Annotated in this window: 20 protein-coding genes and 1 tRNA gene; 17 read left to right on the top strand and 4 right to left on the bottom strand. The window is 53.4% G+C overall.

The features are described 5' to 3' along the window. A tRNA-Gly gene (locus OGY83_RS17445) sits at positions 1 to 76 on the top strand. 269 nt (positions 77 to 345) lie between these two features. Here OGY83_RS17445 and queG read toward each other — a convergent pair. Next, on the bottom strand, positions 346 to 1,485 hold the full coding sequence (gene queG / locus OGY83_RS17440; protein WP_286636422.1) for a tRNA epoxyqueuosine(34) reductase QueG: 1,140 nt from the start codon (positions 1,483 to 1,485) through the stop codon (positions 346 to 348). On the opposite strand from queG, the gene nnr reads away from it, so the two are divergent. From nnr to OGY83_RS17365, 15 genes are all read left to right on the top strand, one after another. Next, positions 1,484 to 3,031 (top strand): bifunctional ADP-dependent NAD(P)H-hydrate dehydratase/NAD(P)H-hydrate epimerase, encoded by a 1,548-nt coding sequence (nnr, locus tag OGY83_RS17435; RefSeq protein WP_286636420.1) that lies wholly within the window; start codon positions 1,484 to 1,486, stop codon positions 3,029 to 3,031. The two genes, queG and nnr, sit on opposite strands and share 2 nt — an antisense overlap. Next, positions 3,003 to 3,464, top strand: a complete 462-nt coding sequence (gene tsaE / locus OGY83_RS17430) for a tRNA (adenosine(37)-N6)-threonylcarbamoyltransferase complex ATPase subunit type 1 TsaE (protein ID WP_008786002.1) — start codon at positions 3,003 to 3,005, stop codon at positions 3,462 to 3,464. The genes nnr and tsaE overlap by 29 nt, the downstream gene beginning before the upstream one ends. A gap of 16 nt (positions 3,465 to 3,480) precedes the next feature. Beyond that, positions 3,481 to 4,812, top strand: a complete 1,332-nt coding sequence (gene amiB / locus OGY83_RS17425; RefSeq protein ID WP_286636419.1) for an N-acetylmuramoyl-L-alanine amidase AmiB — start codon at positions 3,481 to 3,483, stop codon at positions 4,810 to 4,812. 9 nt (positions 4,813 to 4,821) lie between these two features. Next, positions 4,822 to 6,696: a DNA mismatch repair endonuclease MutL gene (gene mutL / locus OGY83_RS17420; RefSeq protein WP_286636418.1), complete on the top strand. Its 1,875-nt coding sequence runs from the start codon at positions 4,822 to 4,824 to the stop codon at positions 6,694 to 6,696. Then, on the top strand, positions 6,689 to 7,639 hold the full coding sequence (gene miaA / locus OGY83_RS17415) for a tRNA (adenosine(37)-N6)-dimethylallyltransferase MiaA (RefSeq protein ID WP_003830497.1): 951 nt from the start codon (positions 6,689 to 6,691) through the stop codon (positions 7,637 to 7,639). The genes mutL and miaA overlap by 8 nt, the downstream gene beginning before the upstream one ends. An 84-nt stretch (positions 7,640 to 7,723) precedes the next feature. Next, positions 7,724 to 8,032 (top strand): RNA chaperone Hfq, encoded by a 309-nt coding sequence (hfq, locus tag OGY83_RS17410; protein ID WP_003025584.1) that lies wholly within the window; start codon positions 7,724 to 7,726, stop codon positions 8,030 to 8,032. A gap of 74 nt (positions 8,033 to 8,106) precedes the next feature. Next, positions 8,107 to 9,387, top strand: a complete 1,281-nt coding sequence (gene hflX, locus OGY83_RS17405; protein ID WP_003830495.1) for a ribosome rescue GTPase HflX — start codon at positions 8,107 to 8,109, stop codon at positions 9,385 to 9,387. Positions 9,388 to 9,576: 189 nt separating this feature from the next. Continuing rightward, positions 9,577 to 10,830, top strand: a complete 1,254-nt coding sequence (gene hflK, locus OGY83_RS17400; protein WP_003025593.1) for an FtsH protease activity modulator HflK — start codon at positions 9,577 to 9,579, stop codon at positions 10,828 to 10,830. Between the two features lie 2 nt (positions 10,831 to 10,832). Continuing rightward, on the top strand, positions 10,833 to 11,837 hold the full coding sequence (hflC, locus tag OGY83_RS17395; RefSeq protein WP_003830491.1) for a protease modulator HflC: 1,005 nt from the start codon (positions 10,833 to 10,835) through the stop codon (positions 11,835 to 11,837). Positions 11,838 to 11,919: 82 nt separating this feature from the next. Continuing rightward, positions 11,920 to 12,117, top strand: coding sequence for a DUF2065 domain-containing protein (locus OGY83_RS17390; RefSeq protein WP_003025602.1), 198 nt, complete (start codon positions 11,920 to 11,922; stop codon positions 12,115 to 12,117). Positions 12,118 to 12,219: 102 nt separating this feature from the next. Continuing rightward, positions 12,220 to 13,518, top strand: coding sequence for an adenylosuccinate synthase (gene purA / locus OGY83_RS17385; RefSeq protein WP_079939044.1), 1,299 nt, complete (start codon positions 12,220 to 12,222; stop codon positions 13,516 to 13,518). 216 nt (positions 13,519 to 13,734) lie between these two features. After that, positions 13,735 to 14,160: a nitric oxide-sensing transcriptional repressor NsrR gene (gene nsrR, locus OGY83_RS17380; RefSeq protein ID WP_003830485.1), complete on the top strand. Its 426-nt coding sequence runs from the start codon at positions 13,735 to 13,737 to the stop codon at positions 14,158 to 14,160. A gap of 156 nt (positions 14,161 to 14,316) precedes the next feature. Beyond that, positions 14,317 to 16,779 carry a ribonuclease R gene (gene rnr / locus OGY83_RS17375; RefSeq protein ID WP_079939045.1) on the top strand — a complete coding sequence of 821 codons (2,463 nt, stop codon included), beginning with the start codon at positions 14,317 to 14,319 and terminating at the stop codon, positions 16,777 to 16,779. A 72-nt stretch (positions 16,780 to 16,851) separates the two neighbouring features. Beyond that, positions 16,852 to 17,583, top strand: coding sequence for a 23S rRNA (guanosine(2251)-2'-O)-methyltransferase RlmB (gene rlmB / locus OGY83_RS17370; RefSeq protein WP_003830482.1), 732 nt, complete (start codon positions 16,852 to 16,854; stop codon positions 17,581 to 17,583). Positions 17,584 to 17,703: 120 nt separating this feature from the next. Continuing rightward, entirely contained in the window at positions 17,704 to 19,326 is a 1,623-nt protein-coding gene (locus tag OGY83_RS17365) for an isovaleryl-CoA dehydrogenase (RefSeq protein WP_286636416.1), read from the top strand. A gap of 86 nt (positions 19,327 to 19,412) precedes the next feature. On the opposite strand, the gene yjfN is transcribed toward OGY83_RS17365, so the two are convergent. Beyond that, positions 19,413 to 19,688, bottom strand: coding sequence for a DUF1471 family protease activator YjfN (gene yjfN, locus OGY83_RS17360; protein WP_079939047.1), 276 nt, complete (start codon positions 19,686 to 19,688; stop codon positions 19,413 to 19,415). 147 nt (positions 19,689 to 19,835) lie between these two features. Continuing rightward, positions 19,836 to 20,165, bottom strand: a complete 330-nt coding sequence (gene bsmA, locus OGY83_RS17355) for a biofilm peroxide resistance protein BsmA (protein WP_008786010.1) — start codon at positions 20,163 to 20,165, stop codon at positions 19,836 to 19,838. 181 nt (positions 20,166 to 20,346) lie between these two features. Between bsmA and yjfP the strand changes: the two genes are divergently transcribed. Next, on the top strand, positions 20,347 to 21,096 hold the full coding sequence (yjfP, locus tag OGY83_RS17350; protein WP_286636415.1) for an esterase: 750 nt from the start codon (positions 20,347 to 20,349) through the stop codon (positions 21,094 to 21,096). Here the strand turns inward: yjfP and ulaR are convergent. Continuing rightward, positions 21,093 to 21,848, bottom strand: a complete 756-nt coding sequence (gene ulaR, locus OGY83_RS17345) for an HTH-type transcriptional regulator UlaR (protein WP_003025646.1) — start codon at positions 21,846 to 21,848, stop codon at positions 21,093 to 21,095. The genes yjfP and ulaR overlap by 4 nt on opposite strands. Positions 21,849 to 21,936 lie beyond the last annotated feature (88 nt).

Genomic DNA, 21,936 nt, shown 5'->3' with positions numbered 1-21,936 from the left:
GCGGGAATAGCTCAGTTGGTAGAGCACGACCTTGCCAAGGTCGGGGTCGCGAGTTCGAGTCTCGTTTCCCGCTCCAAATTCTTACCCCAATAAAAATATCCACAACGAATAATCGCGTTGGGGACGTTTTGTTTCGTCGTTGACATACTCTTGTAAACAGACTTATCCACAGGCTCAGGTATTATTCCTGGAATGCAAAAAACTTCGCCGGGTGAATAGTATCATTTTAACTAGTTGAAATTATTGGATTAATTATCATTTCAAATTGTTAATGCGATCACTTGACGATTTTTTCCCTCTTGAATATCAATGTGTTTTTATTTTTATACACAAGCTGTGGATGACTTAAGCGTCGCGCGGCAGACCTTTCTCAATGACCCTGACCAAACGTTGTTTCTTCGGTAACTGAACCTCAACTACGCAGGCATTTCGCTTCTCGATTTGCTGAGCAACCGCCCAGTCTATGTGTTCGTCGAGAAGTGGGTGCTCACCTCTGCGACTTTCCAGTGCGTGAAGAATGGCTTCATCCCAGGGAGCATTACCCAGCGCAACGGCGATATTTCGCAGCCAGCGCAGGTGGCCAATACGACGAATGGCAGACCCCTCCGTGACTTTTAAAAACCACGCTTCGTTCCAGCTAAATAGCTCTATCAACTCCGGAGCATGAAGCTGCTTGCGCGGGTTGAAGTCATCCTCTGCCGTCAACTGTGAATAGCGGTTCCACGGGCAAATGAGCTGGCAATCATCGCAGCCGTAAATTCGATTTCCCAACAATGGACGAAATTCTTCCGGGATCGCGCCTTCCAGTTCGATAGTGAGATAAGAGATACAGCGGCGTGCATCTACGGTGTAGGGCTCAACGATGGCCCCGGTGGGACAGATGGTCATGCAGGCAACGCATTTCCCGCATCCTTCTTCTACCGGTTGGTCGACCGGCAGGGGTAAATCGATCAGTAATTCCCCGAGGAAGAAAAATGAACCGGCTTCGCGATTGAGGATAAGTGAGTGCTTACCTGTCCAGCCAAGCCCGGCTTTTTCCGCTAACGGACGCTCAAGAATGGGCGCAGAATCGACAAAAGGTCTAAAATTCAGCGAAACGCAGTGCTGTTGAATCATCTCTCCCAGCTTTTTTAAGCGGTTACGCAGCAGCTTGTGGTAGTCGCGGCCAAGCGCGTAACGGCTGACGTAACCCAGAGAAGGGTTCTTCAACGTGCTGGCGAAGGCCGCATTGGCAGGAAGATAGTTCATACGTACGCTGATGACACGTAGCGTACCGGGCAATAATTCGTGAGGGCGGGCGCGCATCATGCCGTGACGGGCCATCCAGTCCATCTCGCCGTGGTATTGTTTATCCAGCCATGCCTGCAGTTTGGGCTCCGCTTCGCTGAGGTCGGTATCGGCAATACCGACCTGCTGAAAGCCAAGCTCCAGCCCCCACTGCTTAATATTTTGCGCTAACTGATTGAGATCGAGGGGCTCTGACATGACGGACCATACAATGAAGAAAAACCCCGCAAGTATACCACACTCCATCTGGCCCGCCGATGACATCAGGCGGATGGAGCGAGAGGCGGCAGACAGTTCAGGGCTTACGCTGTACGAACTGATGCAACGGGCGGGAGAGGCGGCGTTTCAGGTCACTCGTGAGGCTTATCCGAACGCCCGGCACTGGCTGGTGCTATGTGGTCATGGCAACAACGGCGGCGATGGTTACGTAGTGGCAAGACTTGCCAAAGCGCTGGGTCTTGACGTCACGTTGCTGGCGCAGGGGAGTGACAAACCGCTCCCCGAGGAGGCGCAGCAGGCGCGTGATGCCTGGCTTAACGCTGGTGGCGTCATTCACGCGGCTGATATCAATTGGCCAAATAACGTGGACGTCATTATCGACGCACTGACAGGCACTGGCTTAAAACATGCGCCGCGTGAGCCTCTCTCAGTATTGATTGAACGTGCCAATTCTCACCCAGCCCCCACCGTGGCGATAGACATTCCCTCCGGCCTGCTGGCGCAGACGGGGGCGACGCCGGGCGCGGTCATCAACGCAGCGCATACCATTACCTTTATTGCACTTAAGCCGGGCCTGCTCACCGGCAAAGCGCGCGATGTCACCGGGCGTCTGCATGTTAACGCACTTGGGTTGGACGACTGGCTGGCGGGGCAGAACGCGCCATTGCAACGTTTTGATGCTCAACAACTTGCACATTGGCTAACGCCGCGTCGACCCACCTCACACAAGGGCTCCCACGGTCGGCTGGTGATTATCGGTGGTGACCACGGTACGGCAGGCGCAATACGCATGGCCGGGGAAGCCGCGCTGCGTGCTGGTGCCGGTCTGGTCAAAGTGCTGACGCGTAGTGAAAACATTGCACCTATTTTGACAGCCAGACCGGAACTGATGGTCGATGCGCTGACGCCGCAAACGCTGGAAGAGAGCCTGGCATGGGCAGATGTAGTGGTGATAGGCCCCGGGCTTGGTCAGCAGGAATGGGGCAAAAAAGCGCTGCAAAAAGTGGAGAATTTTCGCAAACCGATGCTCTGGGATGCGGATGCGCTGAACCTGCTGGCAATCAACCCCGATAAACGTCACAATCGCGTGATCACGCCGCATCCAGGTGAAGCCGCGCGACTGCTGGGTTGTTCCATTGCAGAAATTGAAGACGATCGCTTACTTTGTGCACAACGTCTGGTAAAACGGTACGGAGGCGTGGTGGTGCTGAAAGGCGCGGGTACGGTTGTTGCTGCTGAACAGGCGGAGTTGGGTATTATTGATACCGGCAATGCCGGGATGGCCAGCGGCGGAATGGGGGATGTGCTTTCCGGTATTATTGGCGCATTGCTCGGACAGAAGCTTACCCCGTATGATGCAGCATGTGCGGGATGTGTTGCGCACGGAGCGGCGGCGGATGTGCTGGCGGCGCGTTTTGGTACGCGCGGCATGCTGGCGACAGATCTCTTTACCACGCTACAGCGTATTGTTAACCCTGATGTGATTGACGTTTATCATGATGAATCGAGTAATTCCACTACCTGATGAGCAGGCAACTTTAGACCTGGGACTTCGGGTAGCCAAAGCCTGTGACGGTGCGACGGTTATATATTTGTACGGCGACCTGGGGGCGGGTAAAACCACCTTCAGCCGGGGATTTCTGCAGGCGTTAGGTCATAAGGGTAATGTAAAAAGCCCCACCTACACGCTGGTTGAACCCTATTCACTCGATAACTTGATGGTATATCACTTCGATTTATACCGACTTGCGGACCCGGAGGAGCTGGAATTTATGGGGATCCGCGATTATTTTGCCAATGATGCCATCTGCCTGGTGGAATGGCCGCAACAAGGTAAAGGTGTACTGCCAGACCCGGACGTCGAAATACACATTGAATACCAGGCGCAAGGTCGAGAGGCGCGTGTAAGCGCAGTCTCCTCATCAGGTGATTTATTGCTGGCGCGTTTAGCCGATTAACCTTAAGGGTGGCGGGATGATTTATCGCATCAGAAACTGGCTGATGGCAACCCTGGTCCTGCTGTGCGCGCAGGCAGGGGCCGCCAGCCTCTCCGATCTTCAGGTGTCCAATGGCGACCAACAGGCGCGGATTACGCTGAGCTTTATTGGCGATCCTGAATATGCCGTTTCGCAGGACGGGAAACGAACCGTTGCACTGGATATTAAACAAACCGGAGTGATTCAGGGATTACCGCTGCTGTTTAGCGGCAATAATCTGGTGAAATCTATCCGTTCTGGCACGCCAAAAGATGCGCAGTCTCTGCGCCTGATGGTGGATTTAACCGAGAACGGTAAAGCCGAAGCTGTAAAACGCCAGAACGGCGGCAATTATACCGTCGTGTTTACCATCAACGCTGATGCACCACCGCCGCCGCCTCCACCTCCCGTGGTTGCAAAGCGTGTTGAAGCGCCGATTGTGGCCCCACGTCCTGTCGAGCCTGCGCGCAATCCATTTAAAGCGGAAAACGATCGCACCACGGCTGTGACTAACAGCAATACCTCCACGCGCCCTGCGGCGCGCGCCAGTTCCAGCAACGGCGATAAAGTGGTGATTGCCATTGATGCCGGACACGGTGGACAGGATCCTGGCGCTATTGGTCCTGGCGGCACGCGTGAGAAAAACGTCACGATTGCCGTGGCGCGCAAACTGCGCAGTTTGCTCAATGATGACCCGATGTTTAAAGGCGTACTCACCCGTGATGGTGATTACTTTATCTCGGTGATGGGGCGTTCAGACGTCGCGCGTAAACAAAACGCGAATTTCCTGGTTTCAATTCACGCGGATGCCGCGCCAAACCGTGATGCCACAGGTGCTTCCGTTTGGGTGCTGTCAAACCGTCGGGCGAACAGTGAGATGGCAGGCTGGCTTGAACAGCACGAGAAGCAATCGGAGCTGTTGGGCGGCGCGGGCGATGTGCTGGCAAACAGCCAGTCCGATCCTTACCTCAGCCAGGCTGTACTGGATCTGCAGTTCGGTCATTCGCAACGAGTCGGGTATGATGTGGCGACCAGCATGATCGGCCAGTTAGAACGTATTGGTTCGATGCATAAGCGTCGCCCGGAACACGCTAGCCTCGGCGTACTGCGTTCGCCTGATATCCCGTCAGTGCTGGTTGAAACCGGCTTTATCAGTAACAACAGCGAAGAACGTCTGCTGGCGAGCGATGATTATCAGCAGCAACTGGCTGAGGCGATTTACAAAGGATTGCGTAACTATTTCCAGGCGCACCCGATGCAAACCGGGCCGCAGGGCGCACCGGCGCAAACCGCCAGCGCCATATCGCCGGGTAACACGTTAACAAATTAAGGATTAGCCATGCCGATTCAGGTTCTACCGCCACAGCTGGCGAACCAGATTGCCGCAGGCGAGGTGGTAGAACGACCTGCGTCAGTGGTGAAAGAGCTGGTGGAAAACAGCATCGATGCCGGTGCGACGCGCATTGATATCGATATTGAGCGCGGCGGCGCGAAGCTTATCCGTATTCGTGACAACGGCTGCGGGATTAAAAAAGACGAGCTGGCGTTGGCGCTGGCGCGTCATGCCACCAGTAAAATAGCCTCGCTTGACGATCTTGAAGCCATCGTGAGCCTCGGATTTCGCGGCGAAGCGCTGGCCAGTATCAGCTCCGTGTCTCGTTTAACCCTGACGTCGCGTACGCAAGAACAACCCGAAGCCTGGCAAGCCTATGCCGAAGGGCGTGACATGGATGTGACGGTCAAACCCGCTGCGCATCCGGTGGGAACCACGCTGGAGGTGCTAGATCTGTTCTACAACACCCCAGCGCGGCGCAAATTTATGCGCACCGAGAAAACCGAATTTAATCATATCGACGAGATTATTCGCCGCATTGCGCTGGCACGTTTTGATGTGACGATTAATTTGTCGCACAACGGCAAAGTGGTGCGACAGTACCGGGCAGTGGCCGCGGATGGGCAGAAAGAGCGCCGACTGGGCGCGATTTGCGGCACGCCGTTTCTGGAGCATGCGCTGGCGATCGAATGGCAACATGGCGATTTAACATTGCGCGGCTGGGTGGCCGATCCTAACCATACAACGGCAGCGCTGGCAGAAATCCAGTACTGCTACGTGAATGGTCGGATGATGCGAGACCGGCTGATCAACCATGCTATCCGCCAGGCCTGTGAAGATAAGCTGGGAGCCGATCAACAGCCCGCTTTTGTGCTGTATCTGGAAATCGATCCGCATCAAGTGGATGTCAACGTACACCCAGCTAAACATGAGGTCCGTTTCCATCAATCCCGCATGGTGCACGATTTTATTTACCAGGGCGTGTTGAGCGTCCTGCAACAGCAGCTTGAAACGCCGCTGCCGTTGGCTGATGGCGACGAACCTGCCCCAAGGCACATTCCGGAAAACCGCGTTGCTGCCGGACGCAACCATTTTGCCGAACCGGCTCCCGCGCGTGAACCTGCGACACCACGGTACTCGGCATCCGCTGGCGCTGGAAGTGGCAGTAGTGGTGGCGGTGCCCGTCAGGCGGGGGCCAGTTGGCCTCATGCCCAACCCGGATACCAAAAGCAGCAGGGAGAAATTTATCAGCAACTGATGCAGACGCCGGCTCCAACGCGTAAAACGCCGGTCTCTGAAACGCCATCGACGCCTCTGACTGGTAGTAGTCAGGGCTTTGGCCGGGTGCTAACGATTGTTGGTGCAGACTGCGCGTTACTCGAGTGCGATGGCCATATTCAGTTGTTGGCATTGCCAGTGGCTGAGCGTTGGCTGCGTCAGGCGCAGTTAACGCCGGGTCAGGGAGCGGTTTGTGCTCAACCGTTACTGATCCCTTTACGTTTAAAAGTGACCGCCGATGAAAAAGCGGCACTGCAAAAAGGACAGAGCCAACTGGCTGAGTTGGGCATTGAATTTCAGCTGGATGCGCAGCATGTGACCATCCGGGCGGTGCCTTTACCCTTACGCCAACAAAATTTACAAATCTTGATTCCTGAACTGATAGGCTACCTGGCGCAGCAATCCGTATTCGAGCCGGGCAATATTGCACAGTGGATCGCACGTAACCTGATTAGCGAGCATCCACAGTGGAGCATGGCACAGGCGATTACGCTGTTAGCGGATGTTGAGCGGCTCTGCCCACAACTCGTGAAGGCACCGCCGGGTGGTCTGTTACAACCTGTTGATTTACATTCGGTAATGAATGCCCTGAAACATGAGTGATACCCGTAAGGCGAGCCTGCCAAAGGCGATTTTTTTGATGGGGCCAACGGCCTCCGGTAAAACGGCATTAGCAATTGAATTGCGTAAAGTTTTGCCTATAGAGTTGATAAGCGTTGATTCCGCCCTTATTTACAAGGGGATGGATATCGGTACAGCCAAGCCTGATGCAGCTGAATTACAGGCCGCGCCGCACCGATTGTTGGATATCCGCGATCCGTCGCAAGCGTACTCCGCTGCGGATTTTCGTCGCGATGCGTTAGTCGAGATGGCCGACATCACCGCCGCGGGGCGTATCCCGTTGCTGGTGGGCGGCACAATGTTATATTTCAAAGCCTTGCTTGAAGGACTGTCGCCGTTACCGTCGGCGGACCCGGAAGTCAGGGCCAGAATTGAGCAGCAGGCGGCAGAGCAGGGTTGGGACGCGTTACACCGACAGCTTCAGGACATCGATCCCGTGGCTGCGGCGCGTATTCATCCAAATGATCCGCAAAGACTTTCCCGGGCACTGGAAGTTTTTTTCATTTCGGGTAAAACTTTAACGGAGCTGACGCAAACGTCAGGAGATGCTTTGCCGTATCAGGTGCATCAGTTTGCAATCGCCCCGGCGAGCCGTGAACTGCTCCATCAGCGAATTGAGCAGCGTTTTCATCAGATGTTAGCTTCAGGTTTTGAAGCAGAAGTCCGGGCGCTTTTTGCCCGTGGAGATTTGCATACGGATTTGCCTTCCATTCGTTGTGTAGGGTATCGCCAGATGTGGTCATACATTGAAGGTGAAATTTCATACGATGAAATGGTTTATAGAGGTGTTTGCGCCACGAGGCAGTTGGCGAAGCGACAGGTAACCTGGTTGCGTGGTTGGGAAGGGGTGCACTGGCTTGACAGTGAAAAGCCTGACCAGGCGCGAAACGAAGTATTACAGGTTGTTGGTGCTATCGCGAACTGAATGTGTACAATTGAAACGTATCGTGCGCAATTTTTCAGAATCGAAAGGTTCAAAGTACAAATAAGCATATAAGGAAAAGAGAGAATGGCTAAGGGGCAATCTTTACAAGATCCGTTCCTGAACGCACTGCGTCGGGAACGTGTTCCAGTTTCTATTTATTTGGTGAATGGTATTAAGCTGCAAGGTCAAATCGAGTCTTTTGATCAGTTCGTGATCCTGTTGAAAAACACGGTCAGCCAGATGGTTTATAAGCACGCGATTTCTACTGTTGTCCCGTCTCGTCCGGTTTCTCATCACAGCAATAATGCCACCGGCGGCACTGGCAGCAACTACCATCACGGTAGCAACGCGCAAGGTTCATCTGCGCAACAGGACAGCGAAGAAACCGAATAAGGTTATTAGCTGTTTTACATACGGGGAGCCAGCGATCCTGCGTTCCCCGTTGATTTATATTAAGGGGTTGACGCTTGTTTGACCGTTATGATGCCGGTGAGCAGGCGGTACTGGTACACATCTATTTTTCGCAAGACAAAGATATGGAAGACCTCCAGGAGTTTGAATCTCTGGTTTCTTCCGCCGGTGTCGAAGCAATGCAGGTGATTACCGGGAGCCGTAAAGCACCGCACCCGAAGTATTTTGTTGGTGAAGGTAAGGCAATCGAAATTGCCGAAGCCGTAAAAGCGACTGGCGCTGCGGTGGTGATTTTTGATCATGCTCTAAGCCCTGCCCAGGAACGTAACCTGGAACAGTTATGCCAGTGTCTTGTTATCGACAGGACTGGTCTCATTTTAGATATTTTTGCCCAGCGTGCGCGAACCCATGAGGGTAAGTTGCAGGTTGAGCTGGCGCAGTTGCGCCATATGGCTACGCGTCTGGTCCGTGGCTGGACTCACCTTGAACGGCAAAAGGGCGGGATTGGTTTGCGCGGTCCGGGTGAAACCCAGCTCGAAACCGACCGTCGTTTGCTGCGTAATCGCATTTTGCAGATACAGTCGCGCCTGGAAAAAGTTGAAAAGCAACGTGAGCAGGGGCGACAGTCGCGCAAGAAAGCGGATGTCCCAACCGTATCACTGGTGGGATATACCAACGCCGGAAAATCCACCCTGTTCAACCAGATCACCGAAGCCCAGGTCTACGCAGCGGATCAGCTGTTTGCGACCCTGGACCCGACGCTACGCAGAATAGACGTGGCGGACGTGGGTGAGACCGTGCTGGCGGATACCGTTGGGTTTATCCGTCATTTGCCGCACGACCTGGTGGCTGCGTTTAAGGCCACCTTGCAGGAAACACGTCAGGCGACATTGCTGCTGCACGTTATTGATGCAGCAGATTTTCGTGTGCAGGAAAACATTGAGGCCGTCGATACGGTGCTCGAAGAGATCGATGCGCATGAGATCCCGACCCTGCTGGTGATGAATAAAATCGATATGTTGGATGACTTTGAGCCGCGTATCGACAGAGATGAAGAGAATAAACCCATTCGCGTTTGGGTATCAGCGCAAACGGGGATTGGTATACCACAACTTTTTCAGGCTTTGACTGAGCGACTTTCCGGTGAGGTGGCGCAGCATACGTTGCGTTTGCCGCCGCAGGAAGGGCGTTTGAGAAGCCGGTTTTATCAACTTCAGGCAATAGAAAAAGAGTGGATGGAGGAGGACGGCAGCGTAGGTCTGCAGGTTCGTATGCCGATCGTAGACTGGCGTCGCCTCTGTAAACAAGAACCGGCACTGGAAGACTATGTTGTCTGATCTGACGGATATGGCCTGAAGATTTTTTCGCCTCTATACCTTGTGGATTTTGTGCGGCAGGAAGGCGGCAAGTCCTGAAATCTCCAGGAGCATAGTCAACTATGTGACTGGAGTTGAGGGACGCAGCCAACGCATCGGCAGCGCAAAAGACGCAGGTATAGCATCGCATAACAAATATGGAGCACAAAAATGGCGTGGAATCAGCCCGGTAATAACGGACAAGACCGCGACCCCTGGGGAAGCAGCAAACCTGGCGGCAACCCTGAGGGAAATGGAAACAAAGGTGGTCGCGAGCAGGGACCTCCCGATCTGGACGATATCTTCCGCAAACTGAGTAAAAAGCTCGGTGGTCTGGGTGGCGGTAAAGGTACTGGTTCTGGCGGCGGTAGTTCATCGCAAGGCCCGCGTCCGCAACTGGGCGGTCGAGTCTTTACTATCGCAGCGGCCGCTATTGTCATTATCTGGGCGGCCAGCGGTTTCTATACCATTAAAGAAGCGGAACGTGGCGTGGTGACACGCTTCGGTAAATTCAGCCATTTGGTTGAACCGGGTCTGAACTGGAAACCGACCTTTATCGACGAAGTGACACCGGTCAACGTTGAAGCCGTGCGTGAACTTGCCGCATCTGGCGTCATGCTGACTTCTGACGAAAACGTCGTGCGCGTCGAAATGAACGTACAGTACCGCGTGACCGATCCGCAGCGTTACCTGTTTAGCGTAACCAGCGCGGATGACAGTCTGCGTCAGGCTACCGACAGCGCCCTGCGTGGGGTTATCGGTAAATACACCATGGATCGTATCCTGACCGAAGGGCGTACCGTTATTCGTAGCGATACCCAACGTGAACTGGAAGAAACGATCCGTCCGTACAACATGGGTATCACCCTGCTGGACGTCAACTTCCAGGCTGCGCGTCCGCCGGAAGAAGTAAAAGCCGCGTTTGACGATGCTATCGCAGCACGTGAAAACGAGCAGCAGTACATCCGTGAAGCAGAAGCGTACACCAACGAAGTTCAGCCGCGTGCAAACGGTCAGGCGCAGCGTATTCTGGAAGAAGCACGTGCGTATAAGACTCAGACTATCCTGGAAGCACAAGGTGAAGTGGCTCGCTTCGCAAAAATTCTGCCGGAATATAAAGCCGCACCGCAAATTACCCGCGAGCGTCTGTATATCGAAACCATGGAAAAAGTGCTGAGCAATACCCGTAAAGTCCTGGTTAACGATAAAGGCAGCAATCTGATGGTTCTGCCGCTGGATCAAATGCTGAAAGGTGGTAGTGCGCCAGCAGCAAAGACTGACAGCAGTTCAAACCTGCTGCGTCTTCCGCCAGCAACGACTTCCAGCACTGGAGCAAGCAACACTTCGTCCACCAGTCAGGGCGATATTATGGACCAACGCCGCGCGAATGCGCAGCGTAACGACTACCAGCGTCAGGGGGAATAACGATGCGTAAGTCAGTTATTGCGATTATCATCATCGTTCTGGTAGTTCTGTTCATGTCTGTCTTTGTGGTCAAAGAAGGCGAGCGCGGTATTACTCTGCGCTTTGGTAAAGTTCTGCGTGATGATGAAAACAAGCCGCTGGTCGTTGCACCAGGCCTGCACTTCAAGATTCCGTTTATTGAATCTGTGAAGATGCTGGATGCGCGTATTCAGACCATGGACAACCAGGCCGATCGCTTTGTTACCAAAGAGAAGAAAGACCTGATCGTTGACTCCTACATCAAGTGGCGTATCAGTGACTTTAGCCGTTACTACCTGGCGACGGGCGGTGGCGATGTTTCTCAGGCGGAAGTCCTGCTGAAACGTAAGTTCTCTGACCGTCTGCGTTCTGAAATTGGTCGTCTGGACGTGAAGGACATCGTTACCGATTCCCGCGGTCGTCTGACCCTGGAAGTGCGTGACGCGCTGAACTCCGGTTCTGCTGGCACGGAAGATGAAGTGGCGACTCCGGCAGCAGATAGCGCGATTGCCGAAGCGGCTGAACGTGTTCAGGCTGAAACGAACGGTAAAGTACCGGTCATCAACCCGAACAGTATGGCGGCATTGGGCATCGAAGTAGTTGACGTGCGTATTAAGCAAATCAACCTGCCTGCTGAAGTGTCCGAGGCTATCTACAACCGTATGCGCGCTGAGCGTGAAGCGGTAGCGCGTCGCCATCGTTCACAAGGCCAGGAAGAGGCGGAAAAACTGCGTGCAACGGCTGACTATGAAGTCACTAAAACGCTGGCAGAATCTGAGCGTCAGGGCCGTATTATGCGCGGTGAAGGCGATGCAGAAGCCGCTAAGCTGTTTGCCGATGCGTTCAGTCAGGATCCTGACTTCTACGCCTTCATCCGTAGCCTGCGTGCTTACGAGAAGAGCTTTGAAGGGAATCAGGACGTGATGGTCATGAGCCCGGACAGCGATTTCTTCCGCTACATGAAGACACCAAATACCGCGACACGCTAATCGCGTTCCAGCGGTTTTAAAGCAGCAAAACCACCGGCATCTTCAGGGATGCGGTGGTTTTCTTTTTATATAAGGGCGATGGATGAATTCAACAATTTTGCTGGCGCTCGCGCTGGTTTTGGTGCTGGAAGGGCTGGGTCCGATGCTTTATCCCAGCGCATGGAAGAAAATGATCTCTGCAATGGCGCAACTTCCCGAAAATATTTTGCGTCGTTTTGGTGGAGGTCTTGTGGTTGCGGGCGTTGTGGTCTACTACATGTTGAGGAAAACGATTGGCTGAACAATAAGTAGACTAATTTGCGGATTTTCGCATGCAAAAAGTGCTGTATATCTGAAAAAGCGGTGGTAGAATCCATTTTTAAGCAAACGGTGATTTTGAAAAATGGGTAACAACGTCGTCGTACTGGGCACCCAATGGGGTGACGAAGGTAAAGGGAAGATCGTCGATCTTCTGACTGAACGGGCTAAATATGTTGTGCGCTACCAGGGTGGTCACAACGCAGGCCATACTCTCGTAATCAACGGTGAAAAAACCGTCCTCCATCTTATTCCATCAGGCATTCTTCGCGAAAACGTAATCAGCATCATCGGTAACGGTGTTGTTCTGTCTCCGTCCGCGCTGATGAAAGAAATGAAAGGACTGGAAGATCGTGGTATCCCGGTTCGCGAGCGCCTGCTGCTGTCTGAAGCTTGTCCGCTGATCCTTGATTATCACGTTGCGTTGGATAACGCTCGTGAGAAAGCGCGTGGCGAGAAAGCGATCGGTACTACCGGTCGTGGTATCGGTCCGGCTTATGAAGACAAAGTAGCTCGTCGCGGTCTGCGTGTTGGCGATCTGTTTGATAAAGCAACCTTCGCTGAAAAACTGAAAGAAGTGATGGAATATCACAACTTCCAGCTGGTGAATTTCTATAAAGTTGAAGCAGTTGACTACCAGAAAGTGCTGGATGATGTGATGGCTATCGCCGACATCCTGACCTCGATGGTTGTTGATGTTTCCGATCTGCTGGACCAGGCGCGTAAGCGTGGCGATTTCGTCATGTTTGAAGGTGCGCAGGGTACGCTGCTGGATATCGACCACGGTACCTATCCGTACGTAACCTCCTCCAACACCACCGCGGGTGGCGTGGCAACCGGCTCCGGCCTGGGCCCACGTTATGTGGACTACGTTCTGGGTATCATCAAAGCTTACTCTACTCGTGTAGGTGCGGGCCCGTTCCCGACTGAGCTGTTTGATGACGTTGGTGAGTTCCTGTGCAAACAAGGTAACGAGTATGGCGCGACCACTGGTCGTCGTCGTCGTACCGGTTGGCTGGACTCCGTTGCTGTACGCCGTGCAGTACAGATTAACTCCCTGTCTGGCTTCTGCCTGACCAAACTGGACGTACTGGACGGTTTGAAAGAGGTGAAAATCTGTGTTGCTTACCGTATGCCGGATGGCCGTGAAGTAACGACTACTCCGCTGGCAGCTGACGACTGGAAAGGCATCGAGCCGATTTACGAAACCATGCCGGGCTGGTCTGAATCTACCTTCGGCGTGAAGGAACGTAGCGGTCTGCCGCAGGCAGCACTGAACTACATCAAGCGTATTGAAGAACTGACCGGTGTGCCGATTGATATTATCTCAACTGGCCCAGACCGTACTGAAACCATGATCCTGCGCGACCCGTTCGACGTATAATTCTGGTTATAGCGTAGCGTCGAATGGCGCTGCGCTTGCAATATCTCAGGCCGGAGAAGGTGCTTTGCATCAGAATCCGGCTTAAAATCACGTAAGTTCCTCGCTTTTTTCCTTCCCGAACTGAAATAAATTAGCGACCTGGCTGGTGGCTGGTTTATCATCAATGTAATTAATACTACCAGGTTTATCCGTTTTATCCCTTTTCCTGAGGTTGATGTGCAGTTAACAAGTTTCACCGATTACGGATTACGTGCGCTAATCTACATGGCGTCGCTTCCCGAAGGACGTATGACCAGTATTTCTGAGGTGACAGAAGTCTACGGCGTGTCCCGTAATCATATGGTCAAAATAATCAATCAACTTAGCCGGGCGGGCTTTGTTACTGCTATTCGAGGAAAAAATGGCGGTATCCGCCTGGGTAAACCGGCTAAGGATATTGGTATTGGTGATGTGGTTCGCGAGCTGGAACCTCTATCGTTGGTCAATTGTAGCAGCGAGTTTTGCCACATTACCCCGGCCTGTCGACTCAAACAGGCGCTTTCTAAGGCAGTGCAAAGTTTTCTCACGGAACTGGACAACTACACACTTGCTGATTTGGTTGAAAAGAATCAACCACTTTATAAATTATTGCTGGTGGAATAATGAATTCCAACGTATTTCGCGTCGCATCGCGGCGGCAACTGAGCGACTCCCCAGGAGCTTACAAAAGTAAGTGACTGAGGGGAGCAAAGGCAGCCAACAAAGAGGCGACGTGAAAGGCGAAGGAATTCCATCAGAGCTGACAATGGAGGAACCTCGATGTCACAAGATCCTTTCCAGGAACGCGAAGCTGAAAAATACGCGAATCCTATCCCGAGCCGGGAATTTATCCTCGAACATTTAACTAAACGTGAAAAACCGGCCAACCGCGATGAGCTGGCCGCTGAACTCAACATTGAAGGTGAAGAGCAGCAAGAAGCGCTGCGTCGCCGCCTGCGCGCAATGGAGCGTGACGGACAACTGGTCTTCACCCGTCGTCAGTGCTATGCGCTGCCGGAGCGTCTTGACCTGCTGAAAGGTACCGTTATTGGCCACCGTGATGGCTACGGCTTTCTGCGTGTTGAAGGCCGCAAAGATGACCTGTACCTGTCCAGTGAACAGATGAAAACCTGCATTCATGGCGATCAGGTGCTGGCACAGCCGCTGGGCGCGGACCGTAAAGGTCGCCGCGAAGCGCGTATTGTGCGCGTACTGGTGCCGAAAACCAGCCAGATTGTTGGTCGCTACTTCACCGACGCCGGTGTTGGGTTCGTCGTCCCTGACGACAGCCGCCTGAGCTTCGATATTCTGATCCCGCCGGAAGAGGTAATGGGCGCTCGTATGGGCTTTGTGGTCGTCGTTGAACTGACCCAGCGTCCGACTCGCCGCACCAAAGCGGTGGGTAAAATTGTTGAAGTGCTGGGTGACAACATGGGAACCAGCATGGCCGTTGATATGGCCCTGCGTACTCATGAGATCCCATATATCTGGCCGCAGGCAGTTGAGAAACAGGTCGCCGGGCTGAAAGAAGAAGTACCGGAAGAGGCAAAAGTAGGACGTGTCGATCTGCGCGACCTGCCGCTGGTGACTATCGATGGCGAAGATGCGCGTGACTTCGACGATGCGGTTTATTGCGAGAAGAAACGCGGTGGCGGCTGGCGTTTATGGGTGGCGATTGCTGACGTAAGCTATTACGTTCGCCCGCCGACTCCGCTGGACCAGGAAGCACGTAGCCGTGGCACATCCGTTTACTTCCCGTCGCAGGTTGTTCCGATGCTGCCGGAAGTGCTGTCTAACGGATTGTGTTCGCTCAACCCGCAGGTAGACAGGTTGTGTATGGTCTGTGAAATGACCATTTCGTCGAAAGGCCGTTTAACCGGCTTTAAATTCTACGAAGCGGTCATGAGTTCCCATGCTCGTCTGACCTACACCAAGGTCTGGCACATGCTGCAGGGCGACCAGGAGCTGCGTGAGCAGTACGCACCGCTGGTCAAACACATTGAAGAGCTGCATAACCTCTACAAAGTGCTGGATAAAGCCCGTGAAGAGCGCGGCGGCATCTCGTTTGAAAGTGAAGAGGCGAAGTTTATCTTCAATGCTGAACGCCGTATTGAGCGCATTGAGCAGACGCAGCGTAACGATGCGCACAAGCTGATTGAAGAGTGCATGATCATGGCGAACATCTCAGCGGCGCGATTCGTTGAGAAAGCCAAAGAGCCGGCGCTGTTCCGTATTCACGATAAGCCGACGACCGAAGCGATTAACTCGTTCCGTTCCGTCCTGGCAGAGCTGGGGCTGGAGCTGCCGGGTGGCAACAAACCTGAGCCGCGCGATTACGCAGAACTGCTGGAGTCGATTGCTGACCGTCCTGACGCAGAAATGCTGCAAACCATGCTGCTGCGTTCGATGAAGCAGGCGATTTACGATCCGGAAAACCGAGGTCACTTTGGCCTGGCGCTGCAATCTTATGCACACTTTACTTCACCGATCCGTCGTTACCCGGATCTCTCCTTGCACCGGGCGATTAAGTATCTGCTGGCGCAGGAGCAGGGCCATAAGGGCAACACCACGGAAACCGGTGGCTACCATTATTCGATGGAAGAGATGTTGCAACTGGGTCAGCACTGTTCGATGGCCGAGCGCCGTGCTGACGAAGCCACGCGCGATGTCTCTGACTGGCTGAAGTGCGACTTCATGCTGGATCAGGTGGGGAATGTCTTCAAAGGCGTGATTGCCAGCGTGACCGGATTTGGTTTCTTTGTCCGTCTTGATGAACTGTTTATCGACGGTCTGGTGCATGTCTCCTCTCTGGATAACGACTACTATCGTTTCGACCAGGTTGGGCAGCGCCTGACGGGGGAATCCAGCGGGCAGATGTATCGCCTGGGCGATCGCGTGGAAGTTCGCGTGGAAGCGGTCAACATGGACGAGCGTAAGATCGACTTCAGCTTGATCTCCAGCGAACGTGCGCCACGTAATGAAGGTAAAACCGCGCGCGAAAAAGCCAAAAAAGGCGATGCAGGTAAAAATACCGGTAAACGCCGTCAGATGGGCAAAAAGGTGAATTTCGAGCCGGACAGCGCTTTCCGCGGCGAGAAGAAAGGCAGAGCCAAACCTCAGGCGGAAAAGAGTGCGGCTGAGAAGAAAGGTGATAAAAAAGCGAAAAAGCCTTCGGCAAAAACGCTTAAAATTGCTGCCGCCACTAAAGCTAAACGTGCGGCGAAAAAGAAAGTCGCACAATAACAGCCATAGACTGTAAGTCGGGCAACCTTCGCGTTGCCCGGCGTTACGCATAAACTATTAACGAGTACATTCATGAGTGAAATGATTTACGGCATCCATGCGGTGCAGGCCCTGCTGGAACGTGCGCCTGAGCGCTTCCAGGACGTCTTTATTCTCAAAGGTCGTGAAGATAAACGCCTGCTGCCGCTGATCCATGCACTGGAAGCACAGGGTGTTGTCATTCAACTGGCTAACCGTCAGTTTCTGGATGAGAAAAGCGAGGGTGCGGTACATCAGGGAATTATTGCTCGCGTGAAGCCGGGTCGTCAGTATCAGGAAAACGATCTGCCGGATCTGATTGCTACGCTCGATCAGCCGTTCTTTTTGATCCTTGATGGCGTCACCGATCCGCATAACCTGGGTGCATGCTTGCGTAGCGCCGATGCTGCTGGCGTACATGCTGTAATCGTACCGAAGGATCGTTCCGCTCAGTTGAATGCGACGGCGAAAAAAGTGGCCTGCGGCGCGGCAGAAAGCGTACCGCTGATCCGCGTGACCAACCTGGCGCGCACCATGCGTATGCTGCAGGAAGAGAATATCTGGATCGTCGGAACCGCAGGTGAAGCCGACCATACTCTCTATCAGAGCAAAATGACCGGGCGTCTGGCGCTGGTGATGGGCGCAGAGGGTGAAGGTATGCGCCGTCTGACCCGCGAACACTGTGACGAACTGATCAGCATCCCGATGGCAGGGAGCGTTTCGTCATTGAACGTTTCAGTTGCGACGGGTATCTGCCTGTTTGAAGCCGTCCGCCAGCGCGGCTAATTCATTCTCTATGTCTCTTAAGCCATCCCTCGGGATGGCTTTTTTGTGACCTGAATCCCAGGCACTCTCTTGTCTGGCTGACCATACTTAAGGCGACGGCCATTGACGGAGGGAGACACAATGCACTGGCAAACGCATACCGTTTTTAATCAACCTGTACCGCTCAATAACAGTAACTTATATCTATCCGATGGCGCGCTGTGCGAAGCGGTTATCCGCGAAGGCGCTGGCTGGGACAGCGATCTTCTCGCCAGTATTGGTCAGCAGCTAGGGACTGCCGAGTCGCTTGAACTGGGCCGTCTGGCCAATGCATTCCCGCCTGAACTGTTGCGCTACGACCCGCAGGGGCAGCGGCTGGATGATGTGCGTTTTCATCCTGCCTGGCATTTACTGATGCAGGGGTTGTGCGCCAACCGCGTACATAATCTGGCCTGGGAAGAAGATGCGAGGCAGGGAACATTTGTTGCCCGGGCGGCCCGTTTCATGCTGCATGCGCAGGTGGAAGCTGGCACGTTGTGTCCGGTGACCATGACTTTTGCCGCCACGCCGCTGTTACTTCAAATGTTACCCGCGCCCTTTCACGACTGGCTTACGCCGCTGCTAAGCGACCGTTATGACTCGCATTTACTGCCAGGTGGGCAAAAGCGTGGGCTGCTTATCGGCATGGGCATGACTGAGAAACAGGGTGGTTCAGATGTGCTGAGCAATACCACTCAGGCAGAACGTCTTGCTGACGGCTCGTATCGGCTGGTGGGACATAAGTGGTTTTTCTCCGTGCCGCAAAGCGATGCCCATTTAGTGCTGGCCCAGGCTAAGGGAGGATTATCCTGCTTTTTTGTGCCGCGATTTTTACCTGACGGACAGCGTAATGCTATCCGTCTTGAGCGACTGAAAGATAAGTTAGGCAACCGCTCCAACGCCAGCTGCGAGGTTGAATTCCACGAAGCGATTGGCTGGCTATTGGGTGAAGAAGGGGAGGGTATACGCCATATCCTGAAAATGGGTGGGATGACGCGTTTTGACTGTGCGCTCGGCAGTCACGGTATGATGCGGCGTGCTTTTTCCATCGCGATTTACCATGCGCACCAGCGGCAGGTCTTTGGCAAACCATTGATTGAACAGCCGATGATGCGTCAAGTGTTAGGTCGGATGGCGCTCCAACTGGAAGGTCAGACGGCGTTACTGTTTCGACTGGCGCGGGCCTGGGACCGTCGTGCTGATGCTAAAGAAGTGCTGTGGGCCAGGTTGTTCACGCCAGCGGCGAAATTCTCCGTTTGCAAAAGCGGTATGCCATTTGTGGCAGAAGCGATGGAAGTGCTGGGTGGGATTGGCTATTGCGAGGAGAGTGAGCTGCCGCGTTTGTATCGTGAAATGCCGGTAAACAGTATCTGGGAAGGCTCTGGCAACATTATGTGCCTTGATGTATTGCGGGTACTGACCAAACAACCCGGCATCTACGAGATGCTTAGCGAAGACTTTGCGGAAGTCAAAGGGCAAGATCGACATTACGATCGAATGGTACGTCAGCTCCAGCAGCGTTTACGTAAACCCAGCGAGGAGATGGGACGGGAGATTACGCAGCAGCTTTTCCTGCTCGGTTGCGGGGCGCAGATGTTGCGTTATTCTTCTCCGCCAGTGGCGCAGGCCTGGTGCCAAATGATGCTTGATACGCGGGGGGGACTAAGATTGTCTGAGCAGGTGCTGAACGATTTGCTTCTGCGGGCAACGGGGGGGTTACGATAATAATATGCCTGATGGCGACGCTTTCGCGTCTTATCATGTCTACAGTTCACCGTAGATCAGATAAGTTTACGCCATCCGGCAATGTGTTAAGCATAGAGTATGGCCTGTACGCGCCAGTTGTCGGGCTGCTGATCTTCGTACATTTGAATGATCCGATACCATGAGGCACCTTGTTCATCCGCTTTTAACGCGACTATACGTTCTACATCCTGCGGATTTCCTGCAATGTTACTGACAGATATCTGGCCAATTTCATTCAGGCCCGTAACACAGTCAGCACTGGCGAACTCGGCAGACTGCGCCGTAGTATCTACCAGTCCGGCAGAAAGCAGCAGTGAGGATAAGGCAAGTGATTGTTTCATAGTCAGCTCCATTATTCGTACCCCTACACACGGCAGGGCATTCCATCGCGATAATAAACCTCAAGCTTCCTGCTGTTGGTTTATTGTGCACAGGTAAACGCATAGGGGCGCAAAGCAATGTAAAGCTGACTAAATTTCAACCCAATGTTATTTACGATACAAAATAGCCTGTGAATACCATTGGCCTGTTACGATGGTTTCATCCACTAATAAAACCACGTAGTAATCAGCTTTAGCCGCGGCGGCTTTGGCACGGATCTCTGCCAGCGCATCATCCGGAGAGCCTCTTACCAGCGCGCTAACCGTCCCTAATCGCTGTAACCCATTACTCTGGTCACGGCGGATCTCCTGCGGGTGGTCGGCAACGGGCGGTGCGGGTTGCGGCGTTCCCTGTAGCACGCTACAGGCGCTTAAAAACATAACCAACAACACAGAGGCAAACCGACGCATAACTCTATCTCGTTTCCTGATAGCCATAGTGTAGTGCCTTATTAATTTCCCTTTAGGGGAATGTTCCCGAATTGTTATCTCTCACGCGATTTTCGAATGAAAATGTTGCGAAAGCGTAACCCAGTTCTCAACATTATGAATCATTGCCGAACACATTCGCTTGCGTTAAGTATTGCTGCATGGCATACCAGAAAGAAAGAGGCGACAAATGATCGAAATTGAAACACGACGGCTAGCTGGTATCCCTGTCCTGCACGCCGTTCCGGCTGGCAAACGCGAATGTTCACTCCCTTGTATTATCTTCTATCACGGGTTTACATCTTCAAGTCTGGTTTACAGCTATTTTGCCGTTGCGCTGGCTCAGGCCGGGTTCCGCGTCGTCATGCCAGATGCGCCTGACCACGGCGCTCGCTTCAAAGGCGATGCTCAGGTGCGAATGCACCGCTTCTGGCATATTTTGCAGCAAAATATGCAGGAGTTTACGACGTTACGTGCGGCGCTGGTGGCGGAAAATTGGCTTTCAGATGAGCGGCTTGCCGTCGGAGGGGCATCGATGGGAGGAATGACGGCGTTGGGCATAATGGCGCGCTATCCTGAGGTTAAATGTGTAGCCAGCCTGATGGGTTCAGGCTATTTTACCCGGCTTGCGCAGACGCTTTTTCCCCCTCTACTGATTCAGACCCCAGAGCAACAGGCGGAATTTGATACCGTTATCGCCCCGCTTGCCGAATGGGATGTTACACATCAGTTGCCACGCCTCGCCGACAGGCCGTTGCTGCTGTGGCATGGACAGGATGATGATGTTGTACCGGCTGTTGAAACCTTCCGCTTACAGCAAGCGCTGATTCAGGCAGGTTTGGACAACAATCTGACCTGCCTGTGGGAAGCGGGTGTACGACATCGCATCACGCCAGAAGCGTTGGCCGCAACAGTGACGTTTTTCCGCCAGCACCTTTAAACGCGCATAATGCTCACGCCCTGGGCTTCAAGCTGTTGCAGAATCTCAGGGTTTGCATTTTTGCCGGTAATCAGCATGTCGATTTGATCGGCGCGGCTGAACAGCATTCCCGCACGTTCGCCGACCTTACTGCTATCGACCAGCACCACCAATTTACCTACCACGTTAAGCATCTTTTGCTCAGCCATCGCGGTCAGCATATCCGTTTTATACAGTCCATCTGCGGTCAAGCCTTTGCCGCTGGTGAACATCCAGTGTCCGGCATACAGGCTATTTTCACTGCCTTGCGGGCTAAGCGTGATGGACTGGCTTTTATTATATTGCCCTCCCATGATGATCACGCTGTCATGCTCCTGGTCGATCAGATAGTTCGCCAGCGGCAGATAATTAGTGATGATCTGCACCGGTTTACCGCACATTTCGCGACCCAGCAGGAAAGCGGTCGATCCGCAGTTGATCACCACGCTTTCACCCGCATTCACAAGCTGGGATGCCGCCTTGGCTATGCGAACTTTTTCATCGTGGTTCTGCGCCTGGTGCAGATTCATTGGCGTCCAGCGCGGACGCTGCTGGGTAATAGCTTCTGCGCCGTTGCGTACTTTCTTGAGTTTGCCGCTTTCGTCGAGTTTGTTGATATCCCGGCGTGCTGTGGCAGGTGAAATCCCCAGACGCTCAATCACGTTCTCAACGGTAACAAAGCCCAACTGCGCCAGCATATCCAGCAATATTTGATGTCTTTGTGCTTCAGTCATGAGCTATTCCGATACAAATTGATTTGAAAAGATGATATTTGAAATAGCCTGGAAATACTAAAGCAAATGGGAAAAAATGCCGGGATGG

Source organism: Citrobacter sp. Cpo090, from assembly GCF_030332665.1.
GTDB classification, from domain to species: domain Bacteria; phylum Pseudomonadota; class Gammaproteobacteria; order Enterobacterales; family Enterobacteriaceae; genus Citrobacter; species Citrobacter portucalensis.
The sequence above is the reverse complement of the archived record's forward strand: the minus strand, read 5'-3'. Positions and strand labels throughout refer to the sequence as shown.

Bases quoted from the DNA above. Each gene is read 5' to 3' on its own strand.
- amiB (WP_286636419.1), top strand. From the start codon at position 3,481: ATGATTTATCGCATCAGAAACTGGCTGATGGCAACCCTGGTCCTGCTG.
- hflK (WP_003025593.1), top strand. From the start codon at position 9,577: ATGGCGTGGAATCAGCCCGGTAATAACGGACAAGACCGCGACCCCTGG.
- yjfP (WP_286636415.1), top strand. From the start codon at position 20,347: ATGATCGAAATTGAAACACGACGGCTAGCTGGTATCCCTGTCCTGCAC.
- mutL (WP_286636418.1), top strand. From the start codon at position 4,822: ATGCCGATTCAGGTTCTACCGCCACAGCTGGCGAACCAGATTGCCGCA.
- tsaE (WP_008786002.1), top strand. From the start codon at position 3,003: ATGATGAATCGAGTAATTCCACTACCTGATGAGCAGGCAACTTTAGAC.
- hfq (WP_003025584.1), top strand. From the start codon at position 7,724: ATGGCTAAGGGGCAATCTTTACAAGATCCGTTCCTGAACGCACTGCGT.
- ulaR (WP_003025646.1), bottom strand. From the start codon at position 21,848: ATGACTGAAGCACAAAGACATCAAATATTGCTGGATATGCTGGCGCAG.
- rlmB (WP_003830482.1), top strand. From the start codon at position 16,852: ATGAGTGAAATGATTTACGGCATCCATGCGGTGCAGGCCCTGCTGGAA.
- hflC (WP_003830491.1), top strand. From the start codon at position 10,833: ATGCGTAAGTCAGTTATTGCGATTATCATCATCGTTCTGGTAGTTCTG.
- rnr (WP_079939045.1), top strand. From the start codon at position 14,317: ATGTCACAAGATCCTTTCCAGGAACGCGAAGCTGAAAAATACGCGAAT.
- nnr (WP_286636420.1), top strand. From the start codon at position 1,484: ATGACGGACCATACAATGAAGAAAAACCCCGCAAGTATACCACACTCC.
- yjfN (WP_079939047.1), bottom strand. From the start codon at position 19,688: ATGAAACAATCACTTGCCTTATCCTCACTGCTGCTTTCTGCCGGACTG.
- OGY83_RS17390 (WP_003025602.1), top strand. From the start codon at position 11,920: ATGAATTCAACAATTTTGCTGGCGCTCGCGCTGGTTTTGGTGCTGGAA.
- miaA (WP_003830497.1), top strand. From the start codon at position 6,689: ATGAGTGATACCCGTAAGGCGAGCCTGCCAAAGGCGATTTTTTTGATG.
- bsmA (WP_008786010.1), bottom strand. From the start codon at position 20,165: ATGGCTATCAGGAAACGAGATAGAGTTATGCGTCGGTTTGCCTCTGTG.
- OGY83_RS17365 (WP_286636416.1), top strand. From the start codon at position 17,704: ATGCACTGGCAAACGCATACCGTTTTTAATCAACCTGTACCGCTCAAT.
- purA (WP_079939044.1), top strand. From the start codon at position 12,220: ATGGGTAACAACGTCGTCGTACTGGGCACCCAATGGGGTGACGAAGGT.
- queG (WP_286636422.1), bottom strand. From the start codon at position 1,485: ATGTCAGAGCCCCTCGATCTCAATCAGTTAGCGCAAAATATTAAGCAG.